The organism is Nitrospirillum karajorum (assembly GCF_036348415.1).
Classification (GTDB): Bacteria; Pseudomonadota; Alphaproteobacteria; order Azospirillales; family Azospirillaceae; genus Nitrospirillum; species Nitrospirillum amazonense_B.
In genome coordinates, this window is record NZ_JAZBQB010000001.1 from 171,233 (window position 1) to 192,948 (window position 21,716).

The window sequence follows — 21,716 nt, forward strand, 5'->3', positions numbered from 1 at the left end:
TCCTGAGAGCGACCCCGTCCCGGAAGCGGCGCCGGAAAGTAATTTGTCAGCGAAATCATTAAGTTGTGAGCGCCTCTTCAGCAGGGCGACGCATTGATATTTAACGCTTCGTTTACATGTTTGTGGCCTGCTGGGAGCGCTGGCACCCCAAGCCGCCGCCCCTTTCGACGAAGCCTCGCGCAGACGGGGCCGCCTTTGCTGAACAGAATCTGGAGGAAGCCACAATGTCCCTGCCAACCGCCGCCGCCCTCCCCCCCGCGCAGCCCGGTAGCGCGGCCGCCGGCGCGGCCCTGGTCCGGGTGATCAATACCAACGAACGCCTGGACGGCCTGGACGCGGGAACCTTCCGCTTCGGGGATCGACCGGCCGCGCTGGCCTTGGCGTTCATCTCGCCGCACCTCGATTTCCAACGCCAGGTGGACGCGCTGCGCCGGCTGGCAGGAAGCACCCCGCTGCTGGCCATGACCACGGCGGGGGAGCTGTGCGGCGGCACCGGCCAGACAGGGCCCCTTTACTGTGCCGCCGGCGACCGGTGGTCCACCAGCGTCGTCCAGGTCTTCTCCCCCGACCTGTTCGCCGGCGTCAGCATCCACACCGCACCGCTGTGCAATGAGGATATCCGGCAAGGGAAGCCGTCGCGCACGCGGGAAGAACGGGTGGCCCGCATCGGCGAGGGGCTGGCCGGGGTCAAGCCCGCCTTCGCGGTGGATTATCGGGACACACTGGCCCTGACCTTCATCGACGGCCTGTCCAACAGCGAGAACTATTTCATGGAGGCGGTGTACGCCAGCCGCCGCTTCCCCTGCGTGTTCGTCGGTGGGTCGGCCGGCGGCAAACTGGACTTCAAGAACACCTACCTCTACGCCGACGGGCAGGTGCTGGAAAACCGCGCCGTGATCGCTTTCCTGAAGCTGGCCCCCGGCAAGCATTATGGCGTGCTGAAAAGCCAGAACTTCGAGCGCACCCCTACCCGTTTCGTCGTCGCGGAGGCGGACCCCGACCGCCGCACCGTGAGCGCGGTGATTGACCCCGCCACCGGCCGGGTGGACCGTTTCGCCGATGTGCTGGCACGCACCCTGAAGACCACCCCGGCCCGCGTGCTCGACACCCTGGGGCGCCAGACCTTCGGCATCGAGATTGGGGATGAACTGTTCGTGCGCTCCGTCGCCGCCGTCGATGCCGACAGCGGCGTCGTCAGCTTCTTCTGCGACGTCAACACGGGCGATGAGCTGCTGCTGCTGCGCGCCACCGACTTCGTCGACCAGACGCGGCGGGATGTGGCCGCCTTCCTGCGCGACAAGCCGGCCCCCATCGCCGTCCTTCTGAACGACTGCATCCTGCGCCGCTTGAACAACGATAAGCAGCTGGGCGGGCTGAATGGGCTATGGACCGCGCCCACGGCGGGCTTCTCCACCTTCGGCGAACTGCTGGGCGTCAACATCAACCAGACCCTGAGCGCCCTGGTCTTCTTCGAGCAGGCGCCGGGAAAGCCCTTCCACGACGCCATCGTGGACAATTTCCCCATCCACTATGCCAGCTTCGTCAACTACTTCACCTACACGACGCTGAAGCGGGCCGAACTGATGAACAGCCTGCGGTCGGGGATCATCCATCGGCTGATCGACCACTTCAACGCCAGCGCCGGCCTGGGCGCAGCCTTCGACCAGGTGCTGAAGGAAACGCACGAGATCCGGCAGACCATCAACCGCATCCGTGATGTGGTCATGTCCAGCCAGAAGGCGGCGGAGGACAATGCCGACACCAGCACCCTGGCGGCGGAGTTCGGCCGTATGGCCCAGGCCATGACCGGCCTACGCGACGTGCTGAAGATCATCGACACCATCGCCGGCCAGACCAACCTGCTGGCGCTGAACGCCACCATCGAGGCGGCGCGCGCCGGTGAGGCCGGCCGCGGCTTCGCGGTGGTGGCGACGGAGGTCAAGAAGCTGGCCACCGACACCAAGACCACCCTGGGCAAGACCCAAGCCAACATCGCGGGCATGGAAACCAACCTCGCCACCCTGGGGGAGCACATCCAGAAGGCGCGCGACCAGTTCGCCAGCGCCCACGACCGCTACCGCGGCGTCTTCGGACAGATGAACGAGGTGTTCGACAACACCGCGCGGATCGAGCGGACCCTGGAATCCCTGGGCACCATGGTCGCCAGCCAACAGCGCAACATGGATGAGGTGTCCAGCGACATCGCGCTGTTGAACCGTCTGGAATGAGGAGGCGTCTGGAATTGGGGCCCGGCATGAGGGGACTGGCGGAGACGGTGACATTCCCAGCATGCCGGGGACGTGATACAGACGGCTTGTAAGATGAATAATTTGTACATCTTATTTGCGACCCCTCATTTTCCCCCGGTCCGCCCATGCATCCCTATCTGCGCTCCTTCCGCGCCACTCAGCCCGCCTTGCCGCCGGTGGAGCGCATCCGCTTCGTCGCGGGGGCCTTGCTGGGCATCCTGCTGACCACGCTCATCAGCCGCTGGTGGTTGGGTGACGGACAGGGCCTGCCCTATCTGGTGGCGCCCATCGGCGCCTCCAGCGTGCTGGTGTTCGCGGCCCCGGCCACCCCCTTGGCCCAGCCCTGGGCGGTCTTTGGCGGCAACGTGGTGTCAGGGCTGGCGGGCGTGGTGTGCGCGCGCCTGATCCCGGACCCGGTGATGGCGGGGGCCGCTGCCGTGGCCCTGGCCGTGCTGGGTATGTCGCTCCTGCGTTGCCTGCACCCGCCGGGCGGGGCCGTGGCACTGACAGCGGTGCTGGGCGGGCCCGCCATACACGCGGCGGGCTTCGGCTTCATCCTGGCGCCGGTGGCGGTGAACACGGCGATCCTGATCGCCATGGGCCTGGCCTTCAACAACCTGACCCGCCATCGCTATCCCCACGTCGCCCCGGCCCAGCCGACCCCGACAGCGCGCAACAGCGCCGGTTACACCATCGCGGACCTGGACCAGGTGCTGGCGCATTATGGGGAGCAGTTGGACGTCGACCGCGACGATTTGGACGCCGTCTTCCGCCAGGTGGAGGCACGGGCCTATCAGCGGCGCCATGGCGACATCCGCTGCGGCGACATCCGGTCGCGCGTCCCGGCGGCGGTGGGGCCGGAGGATACGGTGGCGACGGTGCGCGGCCTGATGGCGGACTACCATATGCGCAGCGTGCCGGTGACGGACGAGAACGGACGCCTGCTGGGCGTCGTGCCGCCCCAGCCCGCCAGCGTCGGCGGCCGTCAAGGCATCCGCCGGCTGGTGCAGCCGGCGGTGGCGGCCTTGGCGACCACGCCGGTCGTCAACATCCTGCCGGCCATGACCGCCGGCGCGCATGAGGCCATGGTGGTGGACGAAACCGGCCGCCTGGTGGGCATGGTCACCACCGCCGACCTGCTGTCCGCGCTCTACGGCAACGAAGCCGTCGTGCTGGCGGGATAAATCCTTACCGCTGCGCCTTCTCCCGCAGGTCGCGCCATTTGTCGACGTTGCGGTTGTGTTCGGCCAGGGTTGCCGCGAAGGCGTGACCGCCGCTGCCGTCGGCGACGAAGTAGAGATCGTCACTCGCCAGCGGGTTGGCCACGGCGCGCAGGGCCTGCCGCCCCGGGTTGGCGATGGGGCCGGGCGGCAGGCCGGCCACGGCATACGTGTTGTAGGGTGACGCCACCGCCAGATCGGCATGGGTCAGGGGCCGCCCCAGGGGCCCGGCGCCGTTGGTCAGGATATAGATGACCGTGGGGTCGGACTGCAGGCGCATACCCAGCTTCAGGCGGTTGTAGAAGACAGCGGCGATATGGGGCCGCTCGGCCGGCACGCCCGTTTCCTTCTCCACCAGCGAGGCCAGGGTCACCATCTCCTCCGGCGACTTCAGCGCCACATCCGGCGCGCGGGCCTGCCAGATCTCGTCCACCGTCTTGCGCATGGCCGCCTGCATGCGCTCCACCATCTGCGCACGGCCGTAGTTCAGCCCGAAGAAGTAGGTTTCGGGCAACAGGCTGCCTTCCGCCGGCTTGTCCTTGATGGTGCCTGACAGGGCGGGCTCCGCCTCGATCAACGCCACGATCTGGGCGGAGGTCAGGCCCTCGGGAATGGTCAGCCGGTGCACCACGGTCTTGCCGCTGCGCAGCAGCGCGACCACGTCCTTCAGCGAGACATGGGCCGGAAAGGCGTATTCGCCCGGCTTCAGCACCTGGCTGCCCATGCCCAGCGCGCTGCTGATGCGCACAGCGGCGATGAAGTCGATGTCGCCGCGCACCACGCCGGCCTCCGCCAGCGTCTGCCCCATGGCCTGCAAGCCGCCGCGCGACGAGACGACGACGATGCTTTCCTGGGCCAGGGGCCCCGGATCGACATAGCGATGATAGCCCACCCAGGCCAACGCGGCGGCCACCAGAATCGCCAAGGCCGCCGCCTTCAGAAGACGGCGGCCCAGGGAAGACGCGGGCCGGGATTGAGGTCCCGGGGCCGGAACCTTGTCGGTCACGAGCCGGTGTATTCCTTGACGATCAGCGAGGCGTTGGTGCCGCCGAACCCGAAGGAGTTCGACAGCGCCGCGCGCACCCGGCGCTTCTTGGACTTGTGCGGCACCAGGTCGACGCCAGCGCACTCGTCGGACGGATTGTCCAGGTTCAGCGTCGGCGGCACTTCCTGATCGCGGATGGCGAGCACGGAGAAGATGGCCTCGATGGCGCCGGCCGCCCCCAGCAGGTGGCCGGTGGCCGACTTGGTGGAGGACATGGAGGCGGTGTTGAGGGCCTCACCGAACAGGCGCTTAACGGCGCCCAACTCGATCAGGTCGCCCAGGGGCGTGGAGGTGCCGTGGGCGTTGACGTAATCGATGTCCGCTGGGGTCATGCCGGCGCGCTTCAGCGCCATGGCCATGGAGCGATAGCCGCCGTTGCCATCATCCGCCGGGGCGGTGATGTGGTGGGCGTCGCCCGACAGGCCGTAGCCCACGACCTCGGCATAAATCTTGGCGCCACGGGCCTTGGCGTGCTCCAGCTCTTCCAGGACGACGACGCCGGCGCCCTCGCCCATGACGAAGCCGTCCCGGTCCTTGTCATAGGGACGCGAGGCCTTTTCCGGCGTCTCGTTGAAGCCGGTGGACAGCGCGCGGGCGGCGGCGAAGCCGGCCACGCCCAGGCGGTTGATGGCGGCCTCGGCGCCGCCGGCGACCATGACGTCGCAATCATCCCACATGATCAGGCGCGCGGCGTCGCCGATGGCGTGCGCGCCGGTGGAGCAGGCGGTGACGGCGGAATGGTTCGGCCCCTTGAAGCCGTGGATGATCGACACGTGGCCGGAGACCAGGTTGATCAGGGCCGACGGAATGAAGAAGGGGGAAATGCGGCGCGGGCCCTTCTCGGCCAGCAGCAGCGACGTTTCATAGATGGAGGACAGGCCGCCGATACCGGAGCCGATCATGACGCCGGTGCGCTCACGATCCTCTTCGGTCCGCGGCTCCCAACCGCTGTCCTTCACCGCCTCGGCCGCCGCGGCGATACCGTAGACGATGAAATCATCCATCTTCTTCTGGTCCTTGGGCGGGACCGACAGGTCGGGGTTGAACGTGCCGTTCGTGCCGTCGCCCCGGGGAACCAGGCCGCCGACCTTGGCCGGCAGGTCGGACACGTCGAAGGTGTCGATGGCGCGGATGCCCGATTTGCCGTCGAGCAGCTGTTTCCACGAGTGCTCAACGCCCGTGCCGAGAGGGGTTACCAACCCGAGACCGGTGATGACGACGCGACGCATGGGTCAGACCTGTACTTAGTTCTGGAATGAAGCAAGGGCCTGGAATCGCATGTCATGGGATCCGTCACGGAACCGGCGCCCCCAAAGGCCCTGGAAAATCAGCAAGCGCTTTATCGGTTCCAGGCGCCGCGCCAGCGCGATGATGGCGGCGCGGCGCCTGAATTCCGGGAAAGCGGGGATTAGCCCTGCTTGCTGGAAATGAAGTCGATGGCGTCCTTCACGGTCAGGATCTTCTCCGCCGCGTCGTCCGGGATCTCGATCCCGAACTCTTCCTCGAAGGCCATGACGAGTTCAACGGTGTCGAGGCTGTCGGCACCCAGATCGTCGATGAAGCTGGCGGTGTCGGTGACCTTGCCCTCTTCCACACCCAGGTGCTCGACGACGATCTTCTTCACCCGTTCGGCGATGTCGCTCATTTCCTATACCTTCCCGAATTTCAATGTTGGGGTTGTTTACTGACTTGTCTGATCGGCGGGGCACGTCCGTCAGGACGAATTCGAGCGCCCATCCTTTGGAAAAGTGCCGTCAGATACCACAGGTAGGCTCATCTTGCCTAGCGCCCGCAGGAACTGGCCCCCCCACAAAGGGGGACGCCCTCGCCAAGAGTGGGACCCGCCGATACTTAGGGGCGCCCCGCGAAAGGACAAGCCCCCAGATCGACGGGACCCGATCAGATCATGGCCATGCCGCCGTTGACGTGCAGTGTCTGGCCGGTGACGTAGCCTGCCTCGGTGGAGGCCAGGTAGAGCACGGCGGAGGCGATTTCGTCCGGCGTGCCCAGGCGACCGGCCGGCACGCCGGCGGTCAGCTTTTCCTTCTGCGCATCGGGCAGCACGTCGGTCATCGCGGTCGCGATGAAGCCGGGCGCCACGCAGTTGGCGGTGATGTTGCGCGAGGCGACCTCGGCGGCCAGCGCCTTGGTCATGCCGATCATGCCGGCCTTGCTGGCGGCATAGTTGACCTGGCCCGGGTTACCGGTGACGCCGACGATGGAGGTGATGCCGATAATGCGGCCCCAGCGGCGCTTCATCATGCCCTTCACCAGGGCGCGCGACAGGCGGAAGGCCGCGGTCAGGTTTACGTCGATGACCGACGCCCAATCCTCATCCTTCATACGCAGGATCAGGCCGTCGCGCGTCAGGCCGGCGTTGTTCACCAGGATGTCCACCTGGCCCAGCTTGGCCTCCGCGTCCTTGGCCAGGGCCTCAACGGCCTCCGGGCTGGACAGGTTGGCGGGCACGACCACGGCGCGCTCGCCCAACTCGGCGGCCAGGGCCTCCAGGGCCTCGACCTTGGTGCCGGACAAGGCGACAGTGGCGCCGGCCTGGTGCAGGGTGCGGGCGATGGCGGCGCCGATGCCGCCCGAGGCGCCAGTGACAAGCGCGGTCTTGCCGGTCAAATCGAACATGGGATGGTCCCTATCGTTCTTGCGGGGTTTGTCCGTTCAGGCCTTGAGGAAGGCGTCGATGTCGGCGGGCAGCCCCAGCGACACGGCGGTCATGTCCTTGTCGATGCGCTTGGCCATGCCGGCCAGCACCTTGCCGGCGCCCAACTCCACCAACTGCTCCACGCCCTGTTCCTTCATGAACAGCACGCTTTCGCGCCAACGCACCGACCCGGTGACCTGCTCCACCAGCAGGCGGCGGATTTCGGCAGGGTCGGTGACGGTGCTGGCGATGACATTGGCCACCAGCGGCACGCGCGGCGCCTGGATAGTGGTGCCGACCAGGGCCTCGGCCATGGCGTCGGCCGCCGGCTGCATCAGCGGGCAGTGGAAGGGGGCGGACACCGGCAGCAGCACGGCGCGCTTGAAGCCACGCTCAGCGGCGATGGCGATGGCGCGCTCCACGGCCGTCTTGTGGCCGCTGATCACCACCTGGCCGGGCGCGTTGTCGTTGGCGGCGGTGCAGACCTCACCCTGGGCGGCATCCTGGGCGATAGCGCGGGCGGCCTCGAAATCGGCGCCGATGATGGCGGCCATGGCGCCCACGCCCACCGGAACGGCGCGCTGCATGCTCTGCCCGCGCAGCTTCAGCAGGCGGGCGGTGTCGGCCAGGGTCAGAGCCCCGGCGGCGCAGAGGGCGGAGTATTCACCCAGCGAATGGCCAGCGACGAAGCGGGCGGCTTTGGCCAAGTCCAACCCGCCATCCTTTTCCAGCACCCGGGCGACGGCCACGGACACGGCCATCAGGGCCGGCTGGGCGTTCTCGGTCAGGGTCAGCTCGTCCAGCGGCCCCTCGAACATCAGGGTGGACAGCTTCTGCTTCAGCGCCTCGTCCACCTCGCCAAAGACGTCGCGGGCGGTGGCGAAGGCATCGGCCAAATCCCGGCCCATACCCACGGCCTGGCTGCCCTGGCCGGGAAACACGAAAGCGCGAATCATATGCGAATACCCTGGAAGCTTATTCCGGTGCGATGCCCCTTCCCCCAAACACGGGCCAGGACGGAAAACCCCGCCGTAGCCTGAAACGGGCACCGCAAGTCGCGCCATGCATACCGCCTGCGATCAATCTGTCAATCATCATTACAGCGGACGCCCCCTGGTTGACGTGGGCTGCGCCTGGTTTTTTGGCGTCGTCTGCCCCTCCTTTCCGCGCCGTCGGACGATCGTACCAACGCATCGGACGGCGTCCGCAACAGCGCTAGGCGGCTGTCCAGGGAATGAAGGGGCGTCCATGCCCCTCCGGCGTCTCGGGGTTCAGGAAGACCGACAGCGCCTCGGGCGTCACGTCGGCCTCCGCCGTGAGGCGGCGCGCCAGTTCGGTCGCGGCGGCACGCATGCGCCCCGGCGGGCGGTCCAACCAATAGCTGGTGGGGTTAAGGGCCGTGCGCGGGTCCACCCGCACGACCCGGCCGCCCTGGATTTGCAATTGCGCCAGGGGCGGCCGCGCCAGCGCGATGCCCAACCCGCACGCGCAAGCGTCCAGCACCAGATTGTAATCCTCGAACCGGCGGTCCTGTGGGCGGGGTTTGTAGTCCAGGCCGTGGGCAGCGAACCAGGCGCGCCAGCCGGTCGCGTCGGAGTCGTGGATCAGGGGGAAGGCCAACAGCCGCTCGGGATCGCCCTGCCCCACCGCCGCCGCCAGGTCCGGCGACGCCAGGGGATAACACCACTCCTCGAACAGTTTCAGCGACACCCGGCCCGGCATGGCGCCCCAGCCGCAGCGGATGGCCAGATCCATGCCCTCATCCGCCAAATCCAGGGGCCGATGGTCCACCGACAGGAGGAGGCGCAGGGCGCCACCGGGCTCCGAGTCCCGGCCCTCCAGCAAAGCCAGGCGAGGCATGAGCCATAGCCCGCAAACCGAGGGCAGCGAGGTCAGCCGCACCACCGCCGTGCCTCTCGGCTCCGTCCAGCGGTTGGAGGTATCGGCGATGAGGGCGAAAGCCTCGCTGGTGCGCTGAAACAGCCGCTGGCCGTCTGGCGTCATCGCCACGCCGCGCGCCTGGCGATGGAACAGGCGCAGACCCAGCCATTGCTCCAGCTTGGCGATCTGGCGGCTGACGGCGCCGTGGGTGACGTTCAGGGTGTCCGCCGCGGCGGAAAAGCTGCCGGTGCGGGCGGCAGCCTCGAAGGCGCGCAGCGCGTCCAGAGGCGGCAGGGGGTGTGAGCTGTGATCCATGCTCACAGTTGGTTGCCGATTTCATCGATTGTCAATCAGCTTGGGCCGGCGCGTACTGCATCACCTATCGCCCCCTGTCCGGAAATCCGCGATGTCTTCCACACCGCTCGCCCCCACCTGCGACTCCGCCGCCGCCATCGGCATGTCCCCTGCCAAAGGCCGCCGGCTGGACGGCGGCACCTTGGCCATCGTCGTGGTCACCGTCATCATCTGGGCATCGGCCTTCGCGGCCATCCGCGCCGGGCTCAAGGCCTTCGGGCCGCTGGAGTTGGGGGCGGCGCGCTTCTCCATCGCGGCGGTGCCGGCGGGGCTCTACCTGCTGATGACCCGGCCCGCCCTGCCCCGCCTGAATGAGGTGTGGCGCTTCGCCGCCGGCGGCTTGCTGTTCGTCGCGCTCTACACCGCCCTGCTGAACCTGGGGGAGCGCACGGTGCCCGCCGGCGCCGCCGCCTTCATCATCAACATCAACCCCATCATCACCGCCGTGCTCGCCTCCTTCCTGCTGGGGGAGCAATTCGGCCGCTGGGGCTGGATCGGCACCGCCGTGTCGTTCAGCGGCATCGGCCTGATCGCCCTGACCGAAACGATGGGGAACGAGGCAGTAGGCAGCGGCACCGGCCTACAGCTGGGCTGGGGCGCCCTGCTGGTGCTGGGCGCGGCCCTGTGCAATTCCATTACCACGGTGGTGCAGAAGCCCCTTTTCGTCCGGCACAAGGCCCTGACAGTGTCGGCCAGCAACATGGTGATCGGCGCCCTGGCCTTGTCGCCCTGGCTGCCCGGCGCCTATGCCCAAGCCCAGACCGCCCCCTTGCCCGGCCTGATGGCCGCTCTGTATCTGGGCGTCATGCCCAGCCTGGTCGCCTACGCCACCTGGACCGTCGTGCTGTCACGCATGCCCGCCGCCCGCGCCAGCAACTTCCTTTATTGCGCGCCACCCCTGGCCATGCTGCTGGGCTATCTCTGGCTGGGGGAGGTGCCGACCGTGATGGGCGTCATCGGTGGCCTGATGGCGCTGGGCGGTGTCGCCATCGTCAACCTGAAGCGCTGAGACCATCTCCCTTAAGGACAAGGGGAATTCCGTACCGGCGGGGCGGGTATAGCGGGTAGAATGCCCCGTCCCGCCTTCTCCGCCGACAGCCCCCCTTCTATGCCGCTTCCCAGGCCCCGGTTCCTTCTCCCCGCCCTCATTTTGATGTGCGTTGTTGGTGCCGCGGCGGCGAGCCTGATGCCACCCCGCGCCGCCCTCCATTCGGCTCCTTTGCCCGCCCGCTTGCCTAACAACATCTATGTCTGGCAGCGCGCCTGGACGCCGGCCTTGGGCCAGGCCATGGACCAGGCGGCGCCGGACATCACCGCCTGGCACGTGCTGGCAGCGGAGGTTTCGGCGGACGGCCATGTCGCTCCCGCGCTGTCGAACGATGGTCGGCTGGAGGCCTTGCGGGCGCATCTGGCCGGGCGGCCGGTCATCCTGGTGGTGCGAATCGACGGCCGGCTGACCGAGGCCGACCCCGCCCCCCTGGTGGCAGCGGCCCTGGCACCCCTGGAACGCTGGCGCGAGGCCGGAGTCGGGGTGGCGGGCCTGGAGATCGATCATGACTGCCCCAACGCCCGCCTGCCCTTCTACGCCCGTTTCCTGACGGACCTGCGCGCGCGATTGAAGGAGAGGGGGCTGAGCGGCACGCGCCTGTCCATCACCGCCCTGCCCACCTGGCTGCAGGCCCCGGCCCTGGCCGATGTGGTGGCCGTGCCGGATGAGGTGGTGCTGCAGGTCCACGCCGTGGCCGCACCCACCGATGGGCTGTTCAACCCGGCCCAGGCCGCGCGCTGGATCGCGGCCTATGCCCAGCGCTTCCGCACGCCCTTCAGGGTGGCCCTGCCCGACTATGGCGCGCGGGTCAGCTGGAACGCCGACGACAGCCTGGCGACGGTGGAGGGTGAGACGCCCCTGCTGGGGGGCGGCGCGCACGCCAACGAGTTGATGGCCAGGCCCGCCGATGTGGCGGCCTTCCTGAAAGATCTGCGCGCCCAGGCGCCGGCCAATCTCAGGGGCATCGCCTGGTTCCGTCTGCCCACCACCGAGGATCGCCGCGCGTGGTCACTGGCCACCTGGGCGACGGTGGCGCGGGGGGAAACGCCCATGGCCCATGTCACAGCGACGGCCGAGGCCACGGCCACGCCCGGCCTGTCCACCCTGATGCTGGTCAACGATGGCGCCGCCGATGCCGAGCTGCCATCCGGCCTGGACCTGCCCGCCGCCTGCCCCTTGGGCGACGGCGCCAACGGTTATGCCCGCGATCCCCTGGCCCCCCAGACGGCTCCGCGTCTGGTGCGCCTGTCCCCCGGCCTGTTGCACCCCGGCGACCACCGGTCCGTCGGTTGGGTGCGGTGCCCCGACGTCCCCTCATCCCCGGTGATCCATGTCCGTCCGTAATAAGCGCCGTGCCCTCGCCCTGTCCGTCCTTCTGCTGACCGGCGCCGCCGGCATCGCCATCGCCTGCGGGCCGGACTTTCCCTGGCAGTTGCTGGACCGCCGCGACGTGACCCTGGCGGAGACGCCGGCCAACCCCTTCGCCTGGGAGGCGGCACATCTGGTGCCCACCCCCACGGACACGATGAAGGCGGTGGAGAACCGCTGGGCCACCGACGACACGCGCGCCAAGCTGCGTATCGACGCCGAAACGACGGGCCTGAGCCCGGAAGCGGCCAGCCTGATCAGCGCGATGCGCGCGGCCGGCGACGGCGACAAGGCCTACGGCCTGGGGGAGAAGCTGCCGGCCGCCGTGCGCCTCTACACCGCCGCCGCCGTGGATTACCAGGCCGGCCGGCTGGACCAGGCCGCCACCCGCTTCCAGGCGGTGCTGGACCTGCCAGCGGCGGAGGCGGCACCCCGCGCTGTCTGGGCCGCCTACATGCTGGGCCGCGTGGCGGCGCTGCGGGGCCAGCAGGACGCGGCGACGGCTGCCTTCGCCAAGACCCGCAGCCTGGCCCAGGCCGGCGCGCCCGACCCGCTGGGCCTGGGCGTGGCCAGCCTGGGCGAGGAAGCCCGCGTGCGCCTGGCGCAGGCGGGGCTGTCGGTTCACGAGGCGACGGATGACGACACGCCGGCGCGCGCCGTTTCCACATATGCCGTCGAAATTCGCGCGATCGGCCCACTTGATTCCGCCGCCCTGAGCCAGGCGATAAGCCTTTACGCCCAACAAGCGGCTCATGACTCTTTCCACGGTGTGGAAGCGCTTTATCTCATCGGCACTTATTTGCTGGATCATTCGGCACCGTTGAAGGCCGCCGTTACCGATCCGCTGGTCCAACGCCTGCTGGCCGCCCATGTCCTGGCGTTCGAGGCGGACACGCCCAGTTGGCGGCCTCACCGGGGCATGGATCCGACAACGCCGCCCACCCCGCACCTCGGGGCGTTGACGGCGGCACTGGCGGAAGCCCAAATCGGCGCGACGGGCGGCCCCACCCCGGCCGCCGCCGACCAGTTGGCGACGCTGGCTTACCGCAAGGGTGATTATGAGCTGGCGGCCCGCCTGGCAGCCATGAAGCCGGGCCCCCTGTCCAGCTGGGTCCAGGCCAAGCTGGCCCTGCAAAGGGGCGACCTGGCGCAAGCGGCCAAATTCTATGCCGAGGCGGCGGCCGCCTTCCCCGCCTCCGGCGACGGTCCCCAGGGAACCACTATGCGAGCAGCGGAGCGCAACCGCCTGCTGGGCGAAAGCGGTGTGGTGGCCTTGGCGCGGGGCGAGTACGTGGCGGCGCTGGATCAGTTGATGCCCATGGCCGACATCTATTGGGGCGATGTGGTGCATATCGCGGAGCGGGTGCTGACCGTCGATGAGCTGAAGGCCTATGTCGATGCCAAGCTGCCGGCCAGCATCGTCGCCAACTGGACGCGGACGGTGGACAACAAACAGTGGCCCAACTCCCTGCTGGACACCATGGGCGTGGGCTATAAGTATGATGAGGAGGCTGACCGGCTGCGCTACCAGGGCGCGCCCCTGGGATTGCGCAGCCTGCTGGCCCGCCGCCTGATGCGGGCGGGCCGGGGCAAGGAGGCGTTGGCCTACTATCACAATCCGGCCGTGGCCAAGGATGCGCGCGGCTATCTGGACGCGTTGGAGACAGCCGGAAGCGCCTGGTGGGGCGCCAGCCGCGCCCGCGCCTGGTTCCAGGCGGCGCAATTGGCTCGGACGAAGGGCATGGAGATCATGGGGACGGAGGGCCCGCCGGATGAGGCCGCCCTGAAAGGCGCTTACGATGTGGGCATCGGCCAGGCCACGTTGCCGCCCGCCGGAGCCCCGTACGTGACGGATGGGGAGCGCAAACGCTTCGCCGACAGCACACCGCAGCCCGACCAGCGCTTCCATTACCGCTTCATGGCCACCGATGCCGCCGAGCATGCGGCCGACCAGCTGCCGCACACCAGCCAGGCCTATGCCGCCACCCTGTGCTGGGCGGTCAATTATGCCACGGATCAGATGATCGGCACCTGGACCGACGATCCCAACACCATCCAGGATCCTTATTGGCAATCGGTCGTGCGCGGCATCATCGAGCGTGACAAGCAGGCAAAGGGCCGCGCGGCCGCGCTCTACGACCGGTACATCAAAACCGGCCCCCACCAACCCTGGGCCGCTCCTTTCGGCCACGCCTGCCCGGCGCCGGATTTCGACGCCGCCGCCAAGGAATGGTGGCAGGCGCCGGCGCGGCAGGCGCACCGCTGGATCCGGCAGAACCATCGCAAGGCCCTGCTGGGCGGGGCGGCGGTGCTGGCCGTGCTGGCGGCCGGAAGCGCCCTGCTGCTGGTTCGCCGCCGGCATCCAATCAGCTGAAAAGCCGGCCAAGCCCCCAACACTGGATTGGAAAACGTCCCCAATGGCCACGGGTGCGGGGCGTTCGCCTGCGGCGTGGGTGGCCATTCCGGCGGAGTACCAATGAGGCGCCATGCCACAGATATATGCCTTAAGGATTAGGTTAAGTTGCGCCTTACGTCGTGAGAATGCCTACACCCAACGGGCTAATACAACTAAATAAGCGAAGGCGTAGGGCGACTTGCCCAGGGGCGCCGCCCCTCTTGAACCGTCTCAAATTCGGAATTCTCACGATCACAAACCGTCTGGACGTTTTGTTCTTGAGAGTGATATAAGATGCCCGCGCAGCAAAATCCGCGGAATATCGTTATCAAGGCCTGATCGACCACCACTTCGCCTAGGAAATAGACCCACAAATTACCCTGCCAACCACGACCATCAACCGGCACCGGCTCCGATTCTAATTTTCATTTCCGTCATTAAATTTTTTAATTTTATTAAATTAAATGGCTGCCATTAGAAAATCAATGCAGCGCATCCAATATTAATTGTTTTCATTTTCCAAATAAAAATAAATCCAGGGAAACCCCAAGCATTCACCCTCTCAGAGAAAATAAAAGGAGATGTCGATGAATGCCCCTTTTTACAAGGCGCTGATTGTCCCCGCCGCGCTGGTCGGAGCCCTAACCCTGGCTATGTGCTGCACCGTGGCTCAGGCCGCGGACGCGCAGGATGGCGCTCAGGACGCGGCGCGGCGCGTCTGCCGCGACACCATGGGGTTGGCCCCCACCAATGTGGATTTTGTCGCTTGCGTGGACAGCTTGAAAAAGCAGGCGACGGCCGCCCAGCAGACGCTGCCTAAGTCGCGAGCCTGCGCCGAAATGGGACACACCCCCGGCAGCGTCGATCACCGCCAATGCGTCGCCAAGCTGGCGGCGGCGTTGCACCACGCGCAATCGCCGGCGAACTGAAGCCAAGCGCCCGGAGGCGACCGCCTCTCCATGGCCTTCCCTTATAGAGGCACCATTATGAGTGTTTCCCGCAGAGTTTTAATTGTCGGGTCCGCGTATGGCATTGGGCTGACCCTTGGGGGGGGATTCATACCGGCCTCCGCTTATGCCGCCGAGGGTACGAAGACCGATCTAACACCGGAGGAGGCATTGGAATTGCTTAAAAAAGGCAATTCCGAATTCAAGGTCGACACACCGTACAACGCGGCGATTGGGCGAGAAAGACGCAATGCCATCGCGCAGAAGCAGGCCCCATTCGCCGCAGTCGTGACGTGCTCCGACTCACGGGTTCCTCCGGAACTCCTGTTCGGTCGTGGTTTGGGGGAACTTTTCGTCATTCGCAACGCTGGCAACACCGTTGACGCCACGGCGCTGGGGTCGATCGAATACGCGGTGGGTGTTCTGGGAGTCCCGCTCATCGTCATCCTGGGGCATGAACGCTGTGGCGCCGTCGAAGCGGCGGTGAACGTGGTGACCAAGAACAGTTATTACCCTGGCTCCATCGGCCGTATGATCGAACCCATCGTTCCCGCGGTGTTGTCGGCGCAGGCCAAAAAGCCGGCCGACTTGCTTCGGGAATCGGTTCAGGCCAACGTGGCGCGGACCGTTATGCGGCTTCGCACCGCGTCGGAGCCAATGCTCTTGGAACCGCTGAGTAAACGGAAGCTGCGCATCGTCGGCGCCACCTACGATTTGGATGAGGGCACCGTCGATTTCTTTGACGAAGGCTGAAGCATGATCTGAAACCGTTGTCCGGCCGCTAGCGGAGCATGCGGCCGGACAATCAGTGTCCGGGCATCAGCTCAGGAAGTAGTCCAGCTCCTTGCCTTTGTCGCCCGACAGATAGGCGTCCTGCCACTGGTCGTTGGTGGACAGGAAACCGCCTTGCGGGGTGCTGGGGGCCGGCTGTCCCTTCAGCAGGGCGTCCCGCTCCCGCTCTTCCAGGATGGCGCGCTGGCGATAGTGCTCATAGACGTCCAGGACATGGACGGCGTATGCCTGGGCCAGCGGCTGGTTGCCCTGGATGATCAGCAGGTTGTCATCGTTGGCGTAAGAGGCCTTGTAGCCCAGGTTGTGGCTGCCGGTGATGACGACGCCGTCGGGGGAGAAGGGGTCGATCACCACGATCTTGTCGTGGATGATGGCGGCCCCGGCGGTCAGCAGTTCGGGCTGCAGGTCGCCCGTGGGCGTGTCGATGGCGGCGGCCCGGACCACCAGCACCTGCGGCGCATCCTTGGGCGCATAGACGGAGGGCTTGGGGATTTTGGCGCCCTGGGCATCCGTCTCGTCGCCCGCGTCATCGCCGCTGCTGGCGTCCCCCTCGATGGGCAGGGCCTGGGGGCTGCTGACGGCGCCCATGACCATCAGATCGGGGCGCTGCTTGCCCAGGTCCACCGCCGCCTCGATGATGCTCTGCTTGCCCTCGACGGAAGGGTAGAAGGTCAGGAACAGGATGGCGTGCCGCGCCTGGTCCATCAGTTGGAACACATCGGCCAGGTCTGGCGGCGTGGCCGCGGTCTTGGTGGTGGCCAGCGTGGTGGGCGCGCACCAGACCCGGGGATTGGCGGCGGCATCGGGATAGGCGTGGCCGTCCGCCCGCCGCAGGGGCTTTTGCTGAACATTGTGGTTGGGGGCGCCGGTGCCGGCCTGCACCGGGAAGCTGGCCGTGTCCGTCTTCAGCCGGTTCCAATAATCCAGGTAGGCCTGCGCCAGGGCGGTATCCTGGGTGAGGATGGTGTTGTTGGACTGGGTGCACAGGCCCGTGGGCGTCCAGTTGGTGCTGCCGGTCAGCAGGGCCAGCGGCGTGTCGTTGGCGTCCGTGCGCACCAGGAACTTGTTATGACCGATATGGGCGCTGTTGTTGAACAGCCGGTCGATGACCTCGTTCGCCGTGCCGTGCAGGGCCTGGCGGGCCGCCTGGTTGGTTCGGTCCCAGACGGGGTTGGTCTTGGTTCCCTCGCCCGCCGTCGACAGGATCAGGTGCAGCCGGTCGCCCAGGCCGGTCAGGCCGGCCACCAGTTCCGGGTCCGACAACTCATAAAGAGCGGCGTAGATCTTGTCGGCCGGTCCCACCTGGCCCAGGAAATCGGTCAGGGTGGGCAGCACGTCACCGGTCAGGAAGGTGCGGATGGCGTTACCCGGCTGACGCACCTGATCCAGCACATAGCCCTTGCTGGGTGCCTGGCCAGCGGGGGTGTGCAATTGCTGGCGCAGGTTCTGCGTCGACAGGATGCCGTTGGTGAAGACGGCGGTGAAATCACCATAGGTCCAGGTGACGGTGATGGCGTTGGTCACCACCGCGTCATCGCAGATGAACAGGGGCCGGGGCGTGCCGGTGTAGGCGCCGGGCTGGGCGCTGCTGAACGTCTCAGTCCGCTTCACCCAGTCGGCCACCGCCTCCCGCCCCGGCGCGGCATAGCCCACGGGGGTGATCTCATAATGGCAGGTGAAGGGCTGGCGCACCGACAGGCTGTCACGGCTACGCCGCAGGGTCAGGTCGCGCCAGGAGAACTTCTGTATGGGCCAGACACTGCTGTCCTGCTGGTGCCAATCGGGATTGGACTGGTCCGTGAACGCCACCCAGGTGGGCAGCAGGCGGCGTTCGCCGTCCTCATGCACACGCACGATCATGAAGCCCAACAGGCCGTCGATGCGGCCGGCCGCACGCCATGCCAGACAGGCCACTTCGTTGTTGCACCAGGCGCGCGCCGGGACCTGAGACATGTGCCACCTCCATCAGGATGGGAAGCGTCATGGTGCGCCCGGGATATGACATGACGGCGACCATGGCGGCCTATCTGCCGGTGTACTTCCTTGGATTAAGCCAGCCCCGCCCGGCCGCGCGGCGTCATCGACGCGGGCCCCATCGGCAGGCTAGTCTGCGGCTTGGAACCATGTCAGGACAGACAGATGAACCGCAACCAGCGCCGCCTGGACAAGAAGCAGGGCACGCTCCCCGTACCCGCGGCGGCGCAACTGCTGTTCAGCCAGGCAACTCAGCATCACCAGGCCGGCCGCCTGGCGGAGGCGGAATCGGCTTACCGCCAGGTGCTGGCTCAAGCCCCCCGCCATGCCGACGCGCTGTACCTGCTGGGGATGGTCCATCACCAGACCGGCCGGCACGACGCCGCCGCCGAGCTACTGGGCAAGGCTGTGGCCGCCCAGGGCGATGCCGCCCACATGCAGGCCGCCCTGGGCACCGTGCTGCTGACCCTGCGCCGCCCTGCCGACGCCCTGGCGCCGCTCCAGCGGGCCTTGGCCATGAAACCGGATCAGGCGGAGACGCGGAACACCCTGGGCAACGCGCTGAAGGATCTGGGCCGCCTGGACGAAGCCGCGACACACTATGGCCAGGCCATCGCGGTGAGGCCCGACTATGCCAACGCCCATAACGGCCTGGGCTCCGCCCGCCAGGCCCAAGGCCGCCTGGAAGAAGCCGCCGGCCATTACCGCCGCGCCCTGGCCCTGAATCCCGGCCTAGTCCTGGCCCGGGTCAACCTGGGCAAGACCTTGAAAGCGCTGGGCGACCTGGCCGGGGCGGAGGCTGAATTGCGCCAGGCCCTGGCGCTGGATGCCGCCCACGCCGATGCCCTGAACAATTTGGGCGCCGTCTTGCAGGCGCAGGATCGGATAGCGGAGGCGACGGCCTGCCTGCGCCAGGCGGCAGCCCTGGCCCCCGGCGACGCAGACGCCCACCTGAACCTGGCCCGCCTGTTGGCCAGCGACCTGCTGATGCGCGACCCAGCCCTGGTACGCGAGGCGCTGTCCCATGCCGAGCGGGCGCTAGCCCTACGCCCCGGACACGCCGCCACGCTGGACACATTGGGCACGCTGCTGCAGCGCCTGGGCCGTCTGACGGAGGCGGAGCGCCACTTTCGTGCGGCCCTGGCCCTGACGCCCCATGACGCGGACATCCTCCACAACCTGGCCACCACGGTGCAGGCGCTGGCCCGCCAGGAGGAGGCGGAGGCGCTGTACCGCCGGGCGCTGGACGCCGATCCGGACCATGCCGACGCCCGCTTCTGCCTGGGCACCACCCGCCTGGCCGCCGGCGACCTCGCCAGCGGCTGGCCGGGTTACGAGGCCCGCTGGCGGGGGCGGCAGTTGGCCCCCTTCTGGCGTCCCTTCCCCGCGCCGCAGTGGCGGGGCGAGGGGCTGGCGGGCAAGCGCCTGCTGGTGTGGGGTGAACAGGGCCTGGGCGACGAGATCCTGTTCGCCAGCCTGCTGCCCGACCTGCACCGGCGGATGAGGGCGGAGGGCGGGCAATTGGTGGTGGAGTGCACGCCGCGCCTGGTGGGCCTGTTCGGTCGGGCGCTGCCGGGTGTGGTGGTCCGGCCGCCGACCTCGGCCCCGGGCGCGCCCATGCTGTCGGACATGGACTTTCATCTGCCCATGGGCAGCCTGCCCGGCCTGCTGCGCCCCCGCCTGGCCGACTGGCACGGCGGTGCGCCCTTCCTGACGCCCCGGGACGATCTGGCCGCCCTGTGGCGGAGCCGGCTGGACCCATTGGGCCCCGGCCTGCGCGTGGGCATCAGCTGGCGCAGCGGCATCCGGCGCGGCGACCGCGACGGCGCCTATACCACCCTGGCGGACTACGCCCCGGTGCTGACCCTGCCCGGGCTCATCCCCGTCACCCTGCAATACAGCGCGCCCGAGGAGGAGATCCGGCCGGTGGAACGGGCGCTGGGCGTCACCCTGCACCGCTGGCCGGACCTGGACCTGCGCGAGGATATGGAGGGGGTGGCGGGCCTGATGGCGGGGCTGGACCTGGTGATCACCGCCCCCACCGCCGTGGGGGAACTGGCGGGGGCGCTGGGGGTACCGTGCTGGCGCCTGGGCACCGACCATGACTGGTCCATGCTGGGCACCGGGGCGCGGCCGTGGTTCAATGCCATGGCGATCATTCCGGCCGCCCCGCAAGGCCCGACGGTGCCCGGCTGCGTGGCCCTGGCGGCGCAACGCCTGCTGAGCCTGGCGGGTGGCCGGGGCGACCACCTTTTCCCTTGCCCGCCGGCTGAGCTTCCTGTATAAGCCCGCGCTTCAACCGCTCCTTGCCGGTGCCTTTGCCATGGCGCCGGCTAGGTCCGTGCGGCTGACCCACCCCTTGGCCATCGGAATGATCCGATGTCCCGGACGGGCACAGCGGCGGACCACGTAACAGCCATGAGGAGTATCAAATGGCTTTGTATGAGACCGTGCTGATCGCACGGCAGGACATCACGTCCGCCCAGGTGGAAGGCCTGACCGAAACCTTCACCGGTATCCTGAAGGAGAACGGTGGCCAGGTTGCCAAGGTCGAGCAGTGGGGTCTGAAGACCCTCACCTACAAGATCAAGAAGAACCGCAAGGGCCACTACGTCTACTTCGCCCACGATTCCGCCCCGGCCGCCGTCGCCGAGATGGAGCGTAACATGGGCCTGAACGAAGACGTCCTGCGCTTCATGACCACCCGCATCGAGAAGATCGAGGAAGGTCAGACCGCGATGCTGTCCAACAAGGGCGATCGCGGCGAGCGTGGTGAACGCGGTGAGCGTGGCGATCGCGGTCCGCGCCGCTTCGAGGATCGTGGCGACCGTGGTGACCGCGGTGATCGCGGCCCCCGTCCGCCCCGCCGCATGGAAGCCTCTTCTGAAGGAGACCGGGCATGAGCTTCGGCACCCAGGGTAACGCCGGCGCGCCGCGTCCGGCCGGTGGCGGCGGTGGCCGTCGTCCGTTCTTCCGTCGTCGCAAGACCTGCCCCTTCTCCGGTCCGAACGCTCCGGCGATCGACTACAAGGACGTGAAGCTGCTGTCGCGCTTCATCTCCGAGCGGGGCAAGATCGTCCCGAGCCGCATCACCGCGGTTTCGGCCAAGAAGCAGCGTGAGCTGGCCCGCGCCATTAAGCGCGCCCGCTTCCTCGCCCTGCTGCCTTACATCGTGAAGTAAGGAGTAGGAACGATGGAAGTCATTCTGCTGGAGCGTGTCGAGAAGCTCGGCCGCATGGGCGAAGTGGTCACGGTGAAGCCCGGCTTCGCCCGCAACTACCTGCTGCCCCAGAAGAAGGCCCTGCGCGCCTCCAAGGACAACTTGGCTTACTTCGAGAGCCAGAAGGCCAAGTTGGAAGCGCAGAACGCCGAGCGCAAGGTCGAGGCTGAGAAGGTCGCGTCCAAGATCAACGATCTGTCGGTCATCATCATCCGCCAGTCTGCCGAAACCGGCATTCTGTACGGTTCGGTGAGCGCCCGTGACGTTGCCGAGGCGGTCACCGCCGCCGGCACCGCCGTGGAGCGCAGCCAGGTCGCCATCGACACCCCGATCAAGACCCTGGGCCTGTTCAAGGTCCGTCTGGTCCTGCATCCGGAAGTGTCGGTGAGCATCACCGTGAACGTCGCCCGTACCACCGAAGAAGCCGGCCTGCAGGCCGCTCGCGGTGGCATGGTCGCCGGCCAGCGTGATGAGGACGAGGACGAAGAGGTGGTGGAAGCCGCCGACGAGGCCACGGAAGAGACCGAGGCCTGATCCTTCGTCGGATCGCCTGAGTAACGAAACGGC

Annotated in this window: 18 protein-coding genes; 11 read left to right on the forward strand and 7 right to left on the reverse strand. The window is 67.6% G+C overall.

Going from position 1 to position 21,716, the window contains the following annotated elements:
• The first annotated feature begins 224 nt into the window (after nucleotides 1–224).
• Entirely contained in the window at nucleotides 225–2,228 is a 2,004-nt protein-coding gene (locus UCD39_RS00790; RefSeq protein ID WP_330494254.1) for a methyl-accepting chemotaxis protein, read from the forward strand.
• A gap of 146 nt (nucleotides 2,229–2,374) precedes the next feature.
• A complete protein-coding gene (locus tag UCD39_RS00795; protein ID WP_330494255.1) occupies nucleotides 2,375–3,433 on the forward strand; it encodes an HPP family protein in 1,059 nt (352 codons plus the stop codon).
• A gap of 4 nt (nucleotides 3,434–3,437) precedes the next feature.
• Here UCD39_RS00795 and mltG read toward each other — a convergent pair whose 3' ends face one another.
• From mltG to UCD39_RS00825, 6 genes are all read right to left on the reverse strand, one after another.
• Nucleotides 3,438–4,394 carry an endolytic transglycosylase MltG gene (gene mltG / locus UCD39_RS00800; protein ID WP_330494256.1) on the reverse strand — a complete coding sequence of 319 codons (957 nt, stop codon included), beginning with the start codon at nucleotides 4,392–4,394 and terminating at the stop codon, nucleotides 3,438–3,440.
• A 77-nt stretch (nucleotides 4,395–4,471) separates the two neighbouring features.
• Complete coding sequence (gene fabF / locus UCD39_RS00805) at nucleotides 4,472–5,743, reverse strand: beta-ketoacyl-ACP synthase II (protein WP_330494257.1); 1,272 nt, start codon at nucleotides 5,741–5,743, stop codon at nucleotides 4,472–4,474.
• 179 nt (nucleotides 5,744–5,922) lie between these two features.
• Nucleotides 5,923–6,159: an acyl carrier protein gene (locus UCD39_RS00810; RefSeq protein WP_004272228.1), complete on the reverse strand. Its 237-nt coding sequence runs from the start codon at nucleotides 6,157–6,159 to the stop codon at nucleotides 5,923–5,925.
• Between the two features lie 254 nt (nucleotides 6,160–6,413).
• Nucleotides 6,414–7,151, reverse strand: a complete 738-nt coding sequence (gene fabG / locus UCD39_RS00815; protein ID WP_330494258.1) for a 3-oxoacyl-[acyl-carrier-protein] reductase — start codon at nucleotides 7,149–7,151, stop codon at nucleotides 6,414–6,416.
• Between the two features lie 36 nt (nucleotides 7,152–7,187).
• Complete coding sequence (gene fabD, locus UCD39_RS00820) at nucleotides 7,188–8,126, reverse strand: ACP S-malonyltransferase (RefSeq protein ID WP_330494259.1); 939 nt, start codon at nucleotides 8,124–8,126, stop codon at nucleotides 7,188–7,190.
• A 259-nt stretch (nucleotides 8,127–8,385) separates the two neighbouring features.
• Nucleotides 8,386–9,366: a LysR family transcriptional regulator gene (locus UCD39_RS00825; RefSeq protein WP_330494260.1), complete on the reverse strand. Its 981-nt coding sequence runs from the start codon at nucleotides 9,364–9,366 to the stop codon at nucleotides 8,386–8,388.
• A gap of 91 nt (nucleotides 9,367–9,457) precedes the next feature.
• Between UCD39_RS00825 and UCD39_RS00830 the strand changes: the two genes are divergently transcribed.
• The 5 genes from UCD39_RS00830 (at nucleotide 9,458) to UCD39_RS00850 (ending at nucleotide 15,916) form a co-directional block, all read left to right on the forward strand.
• Complete coding sequence (locus UCD39_RS00830; protein ID WP_330494261.1) at nucleotides 9,458–10,414, forward strand: DMT family transporter; 957 nt, start codon at nucleotides 9,458–9,460, stop codon at nucleotides 10,412–10,414.
• A gap of 222 nt (nucleotides 10,415–10,636) precedes the next feature.
• Entirely contained in the window at nucleotides 10,637–11,797 is a 1,161-nt protein-coding gene (locus UCD39_RS00835) for a DUF3142 domain-containing protein (protein ID WP_330494262.1), read from the forward strand.
• Nucleotides 11,784–14,195 (forward strand): hypothetical protein, encoded by a 2,412-nt coding sequence (locus tag UCD39_RS00840; protein ID WP_330494263.1) that lies wholly within the window; start codon nucleotides 11,784–11,786, stop codon nucleotides 14,193–14,195. Before UCD39_RS00835 ends, UCD39_RS00840 begins: the two co-directional genes overlap by 14 nt.
• 602 nt (nucleotides 14,196–14,797) lie before the next feature.
• On the forward strand, nucleotides 14,798–15,145 hold the full coding sequence (locus UCD39_RS00845) for a hypothetical protein (RefSeq protein WP_330494264.1): 348 nt from the start codon (nucleotides 14,798–14,800) through the stop codon (nucleotides 15,143–15,145).
• Between the two features lie 57 nt (nucleotides 15,146–15,202).
• Entirely contained in the window at nucleotides 15,203–15,916 is a 714-nt protein-coding gene (locus UCD39_RS00850; RefSeq protein ID WP_330494265.1) for a carbonic anhydrase, read from the forward strand.
• 66 nt (nucleotides 15,917–15,982) lie between these two features.
• Here the strand turns inward: UCD39_RS00850 and UCD39_RS00855 are convergent, their stop codons facing one another.
• Complete coding sequence (locus tag UCD39_RS00855) at nucleotides 15,983–17,908, reverse strand: phospholipase D-like domain-containing protein (RefSeq protein ID WP_330494266.1); 1,926 nt, start codon at nucleotides 17,906–17,908, stop codon at nucleotides 15,983–15,985.
• A gap of 186 nt (nucleotides 17,909–18,094) precedes the next feature.
• Between UCD39_RS00855 and UCD39_RS00860 the strand changes: the two genes are divergently transcribed.
• The 4 genes from UCD39_RS00860 to rplI all read left to right on the forward strand — a co-directional run bounded on the left by UCD39_RS00860 (nucleotide 18,095) and on the right by rplI (nucleotide 21,683).
• Nucleotides 18,095–20,215 carry a tetratricopeptide repeat protein gene (locus UCD39_RS00860; RefSeq protein WP_330494267.1) on the forward strand — a complete coding sequence of 707 codons (2,121 nt, stop codon included), beginning with the start codon at nucleotides 18,095–18,097 and terminating at the stop codon, nucleotides 20,213–20,215.
• A gap of 146 nt (nucleotides 20,216–20,361) precedes the next feature.
• A complete protein-coding gene (rpsF, locus tag UCD39_RS00865; protein ID WP_145619656.1) occupies nucleotides 20,362–20,832 on the forward strand; it encodes a 30S ribosomal protein S6 in 471 nt (156 codons plus the stop codon).
• Nucleotides 20,829–21,110 (forward strand): 30S ribosomal protein S18, encoded by a 282-nt coding sequence (rpsR, locus tag UCD39_RS00870; RefSeq protein WP_044561423.1) that lies wholly within the window; start codon nucleotides 20,829–20,831, stop codon nucleotides 21,108–21,110. Before rpsF ends, rpsR begins: the two co-directional genes overlap by 4 nt.
• A gap of 12 nt (nucleotides 21,111–21,122) precedes the next feature.
• Nucleotides 21,123–21,683, forward strand: coding sequence for a 50S ribosomal protein L9 (gene rplI / locus UCD39_RS00875; RefSeq protein WP_330494268.1), 561 nt, complete (start codon nucleotides 21,123–21,125; stop codon nucleotides 21,681–21,683).
• Nucleotides 21,684–21,716 lie beyond the last annotated feature (33 nt).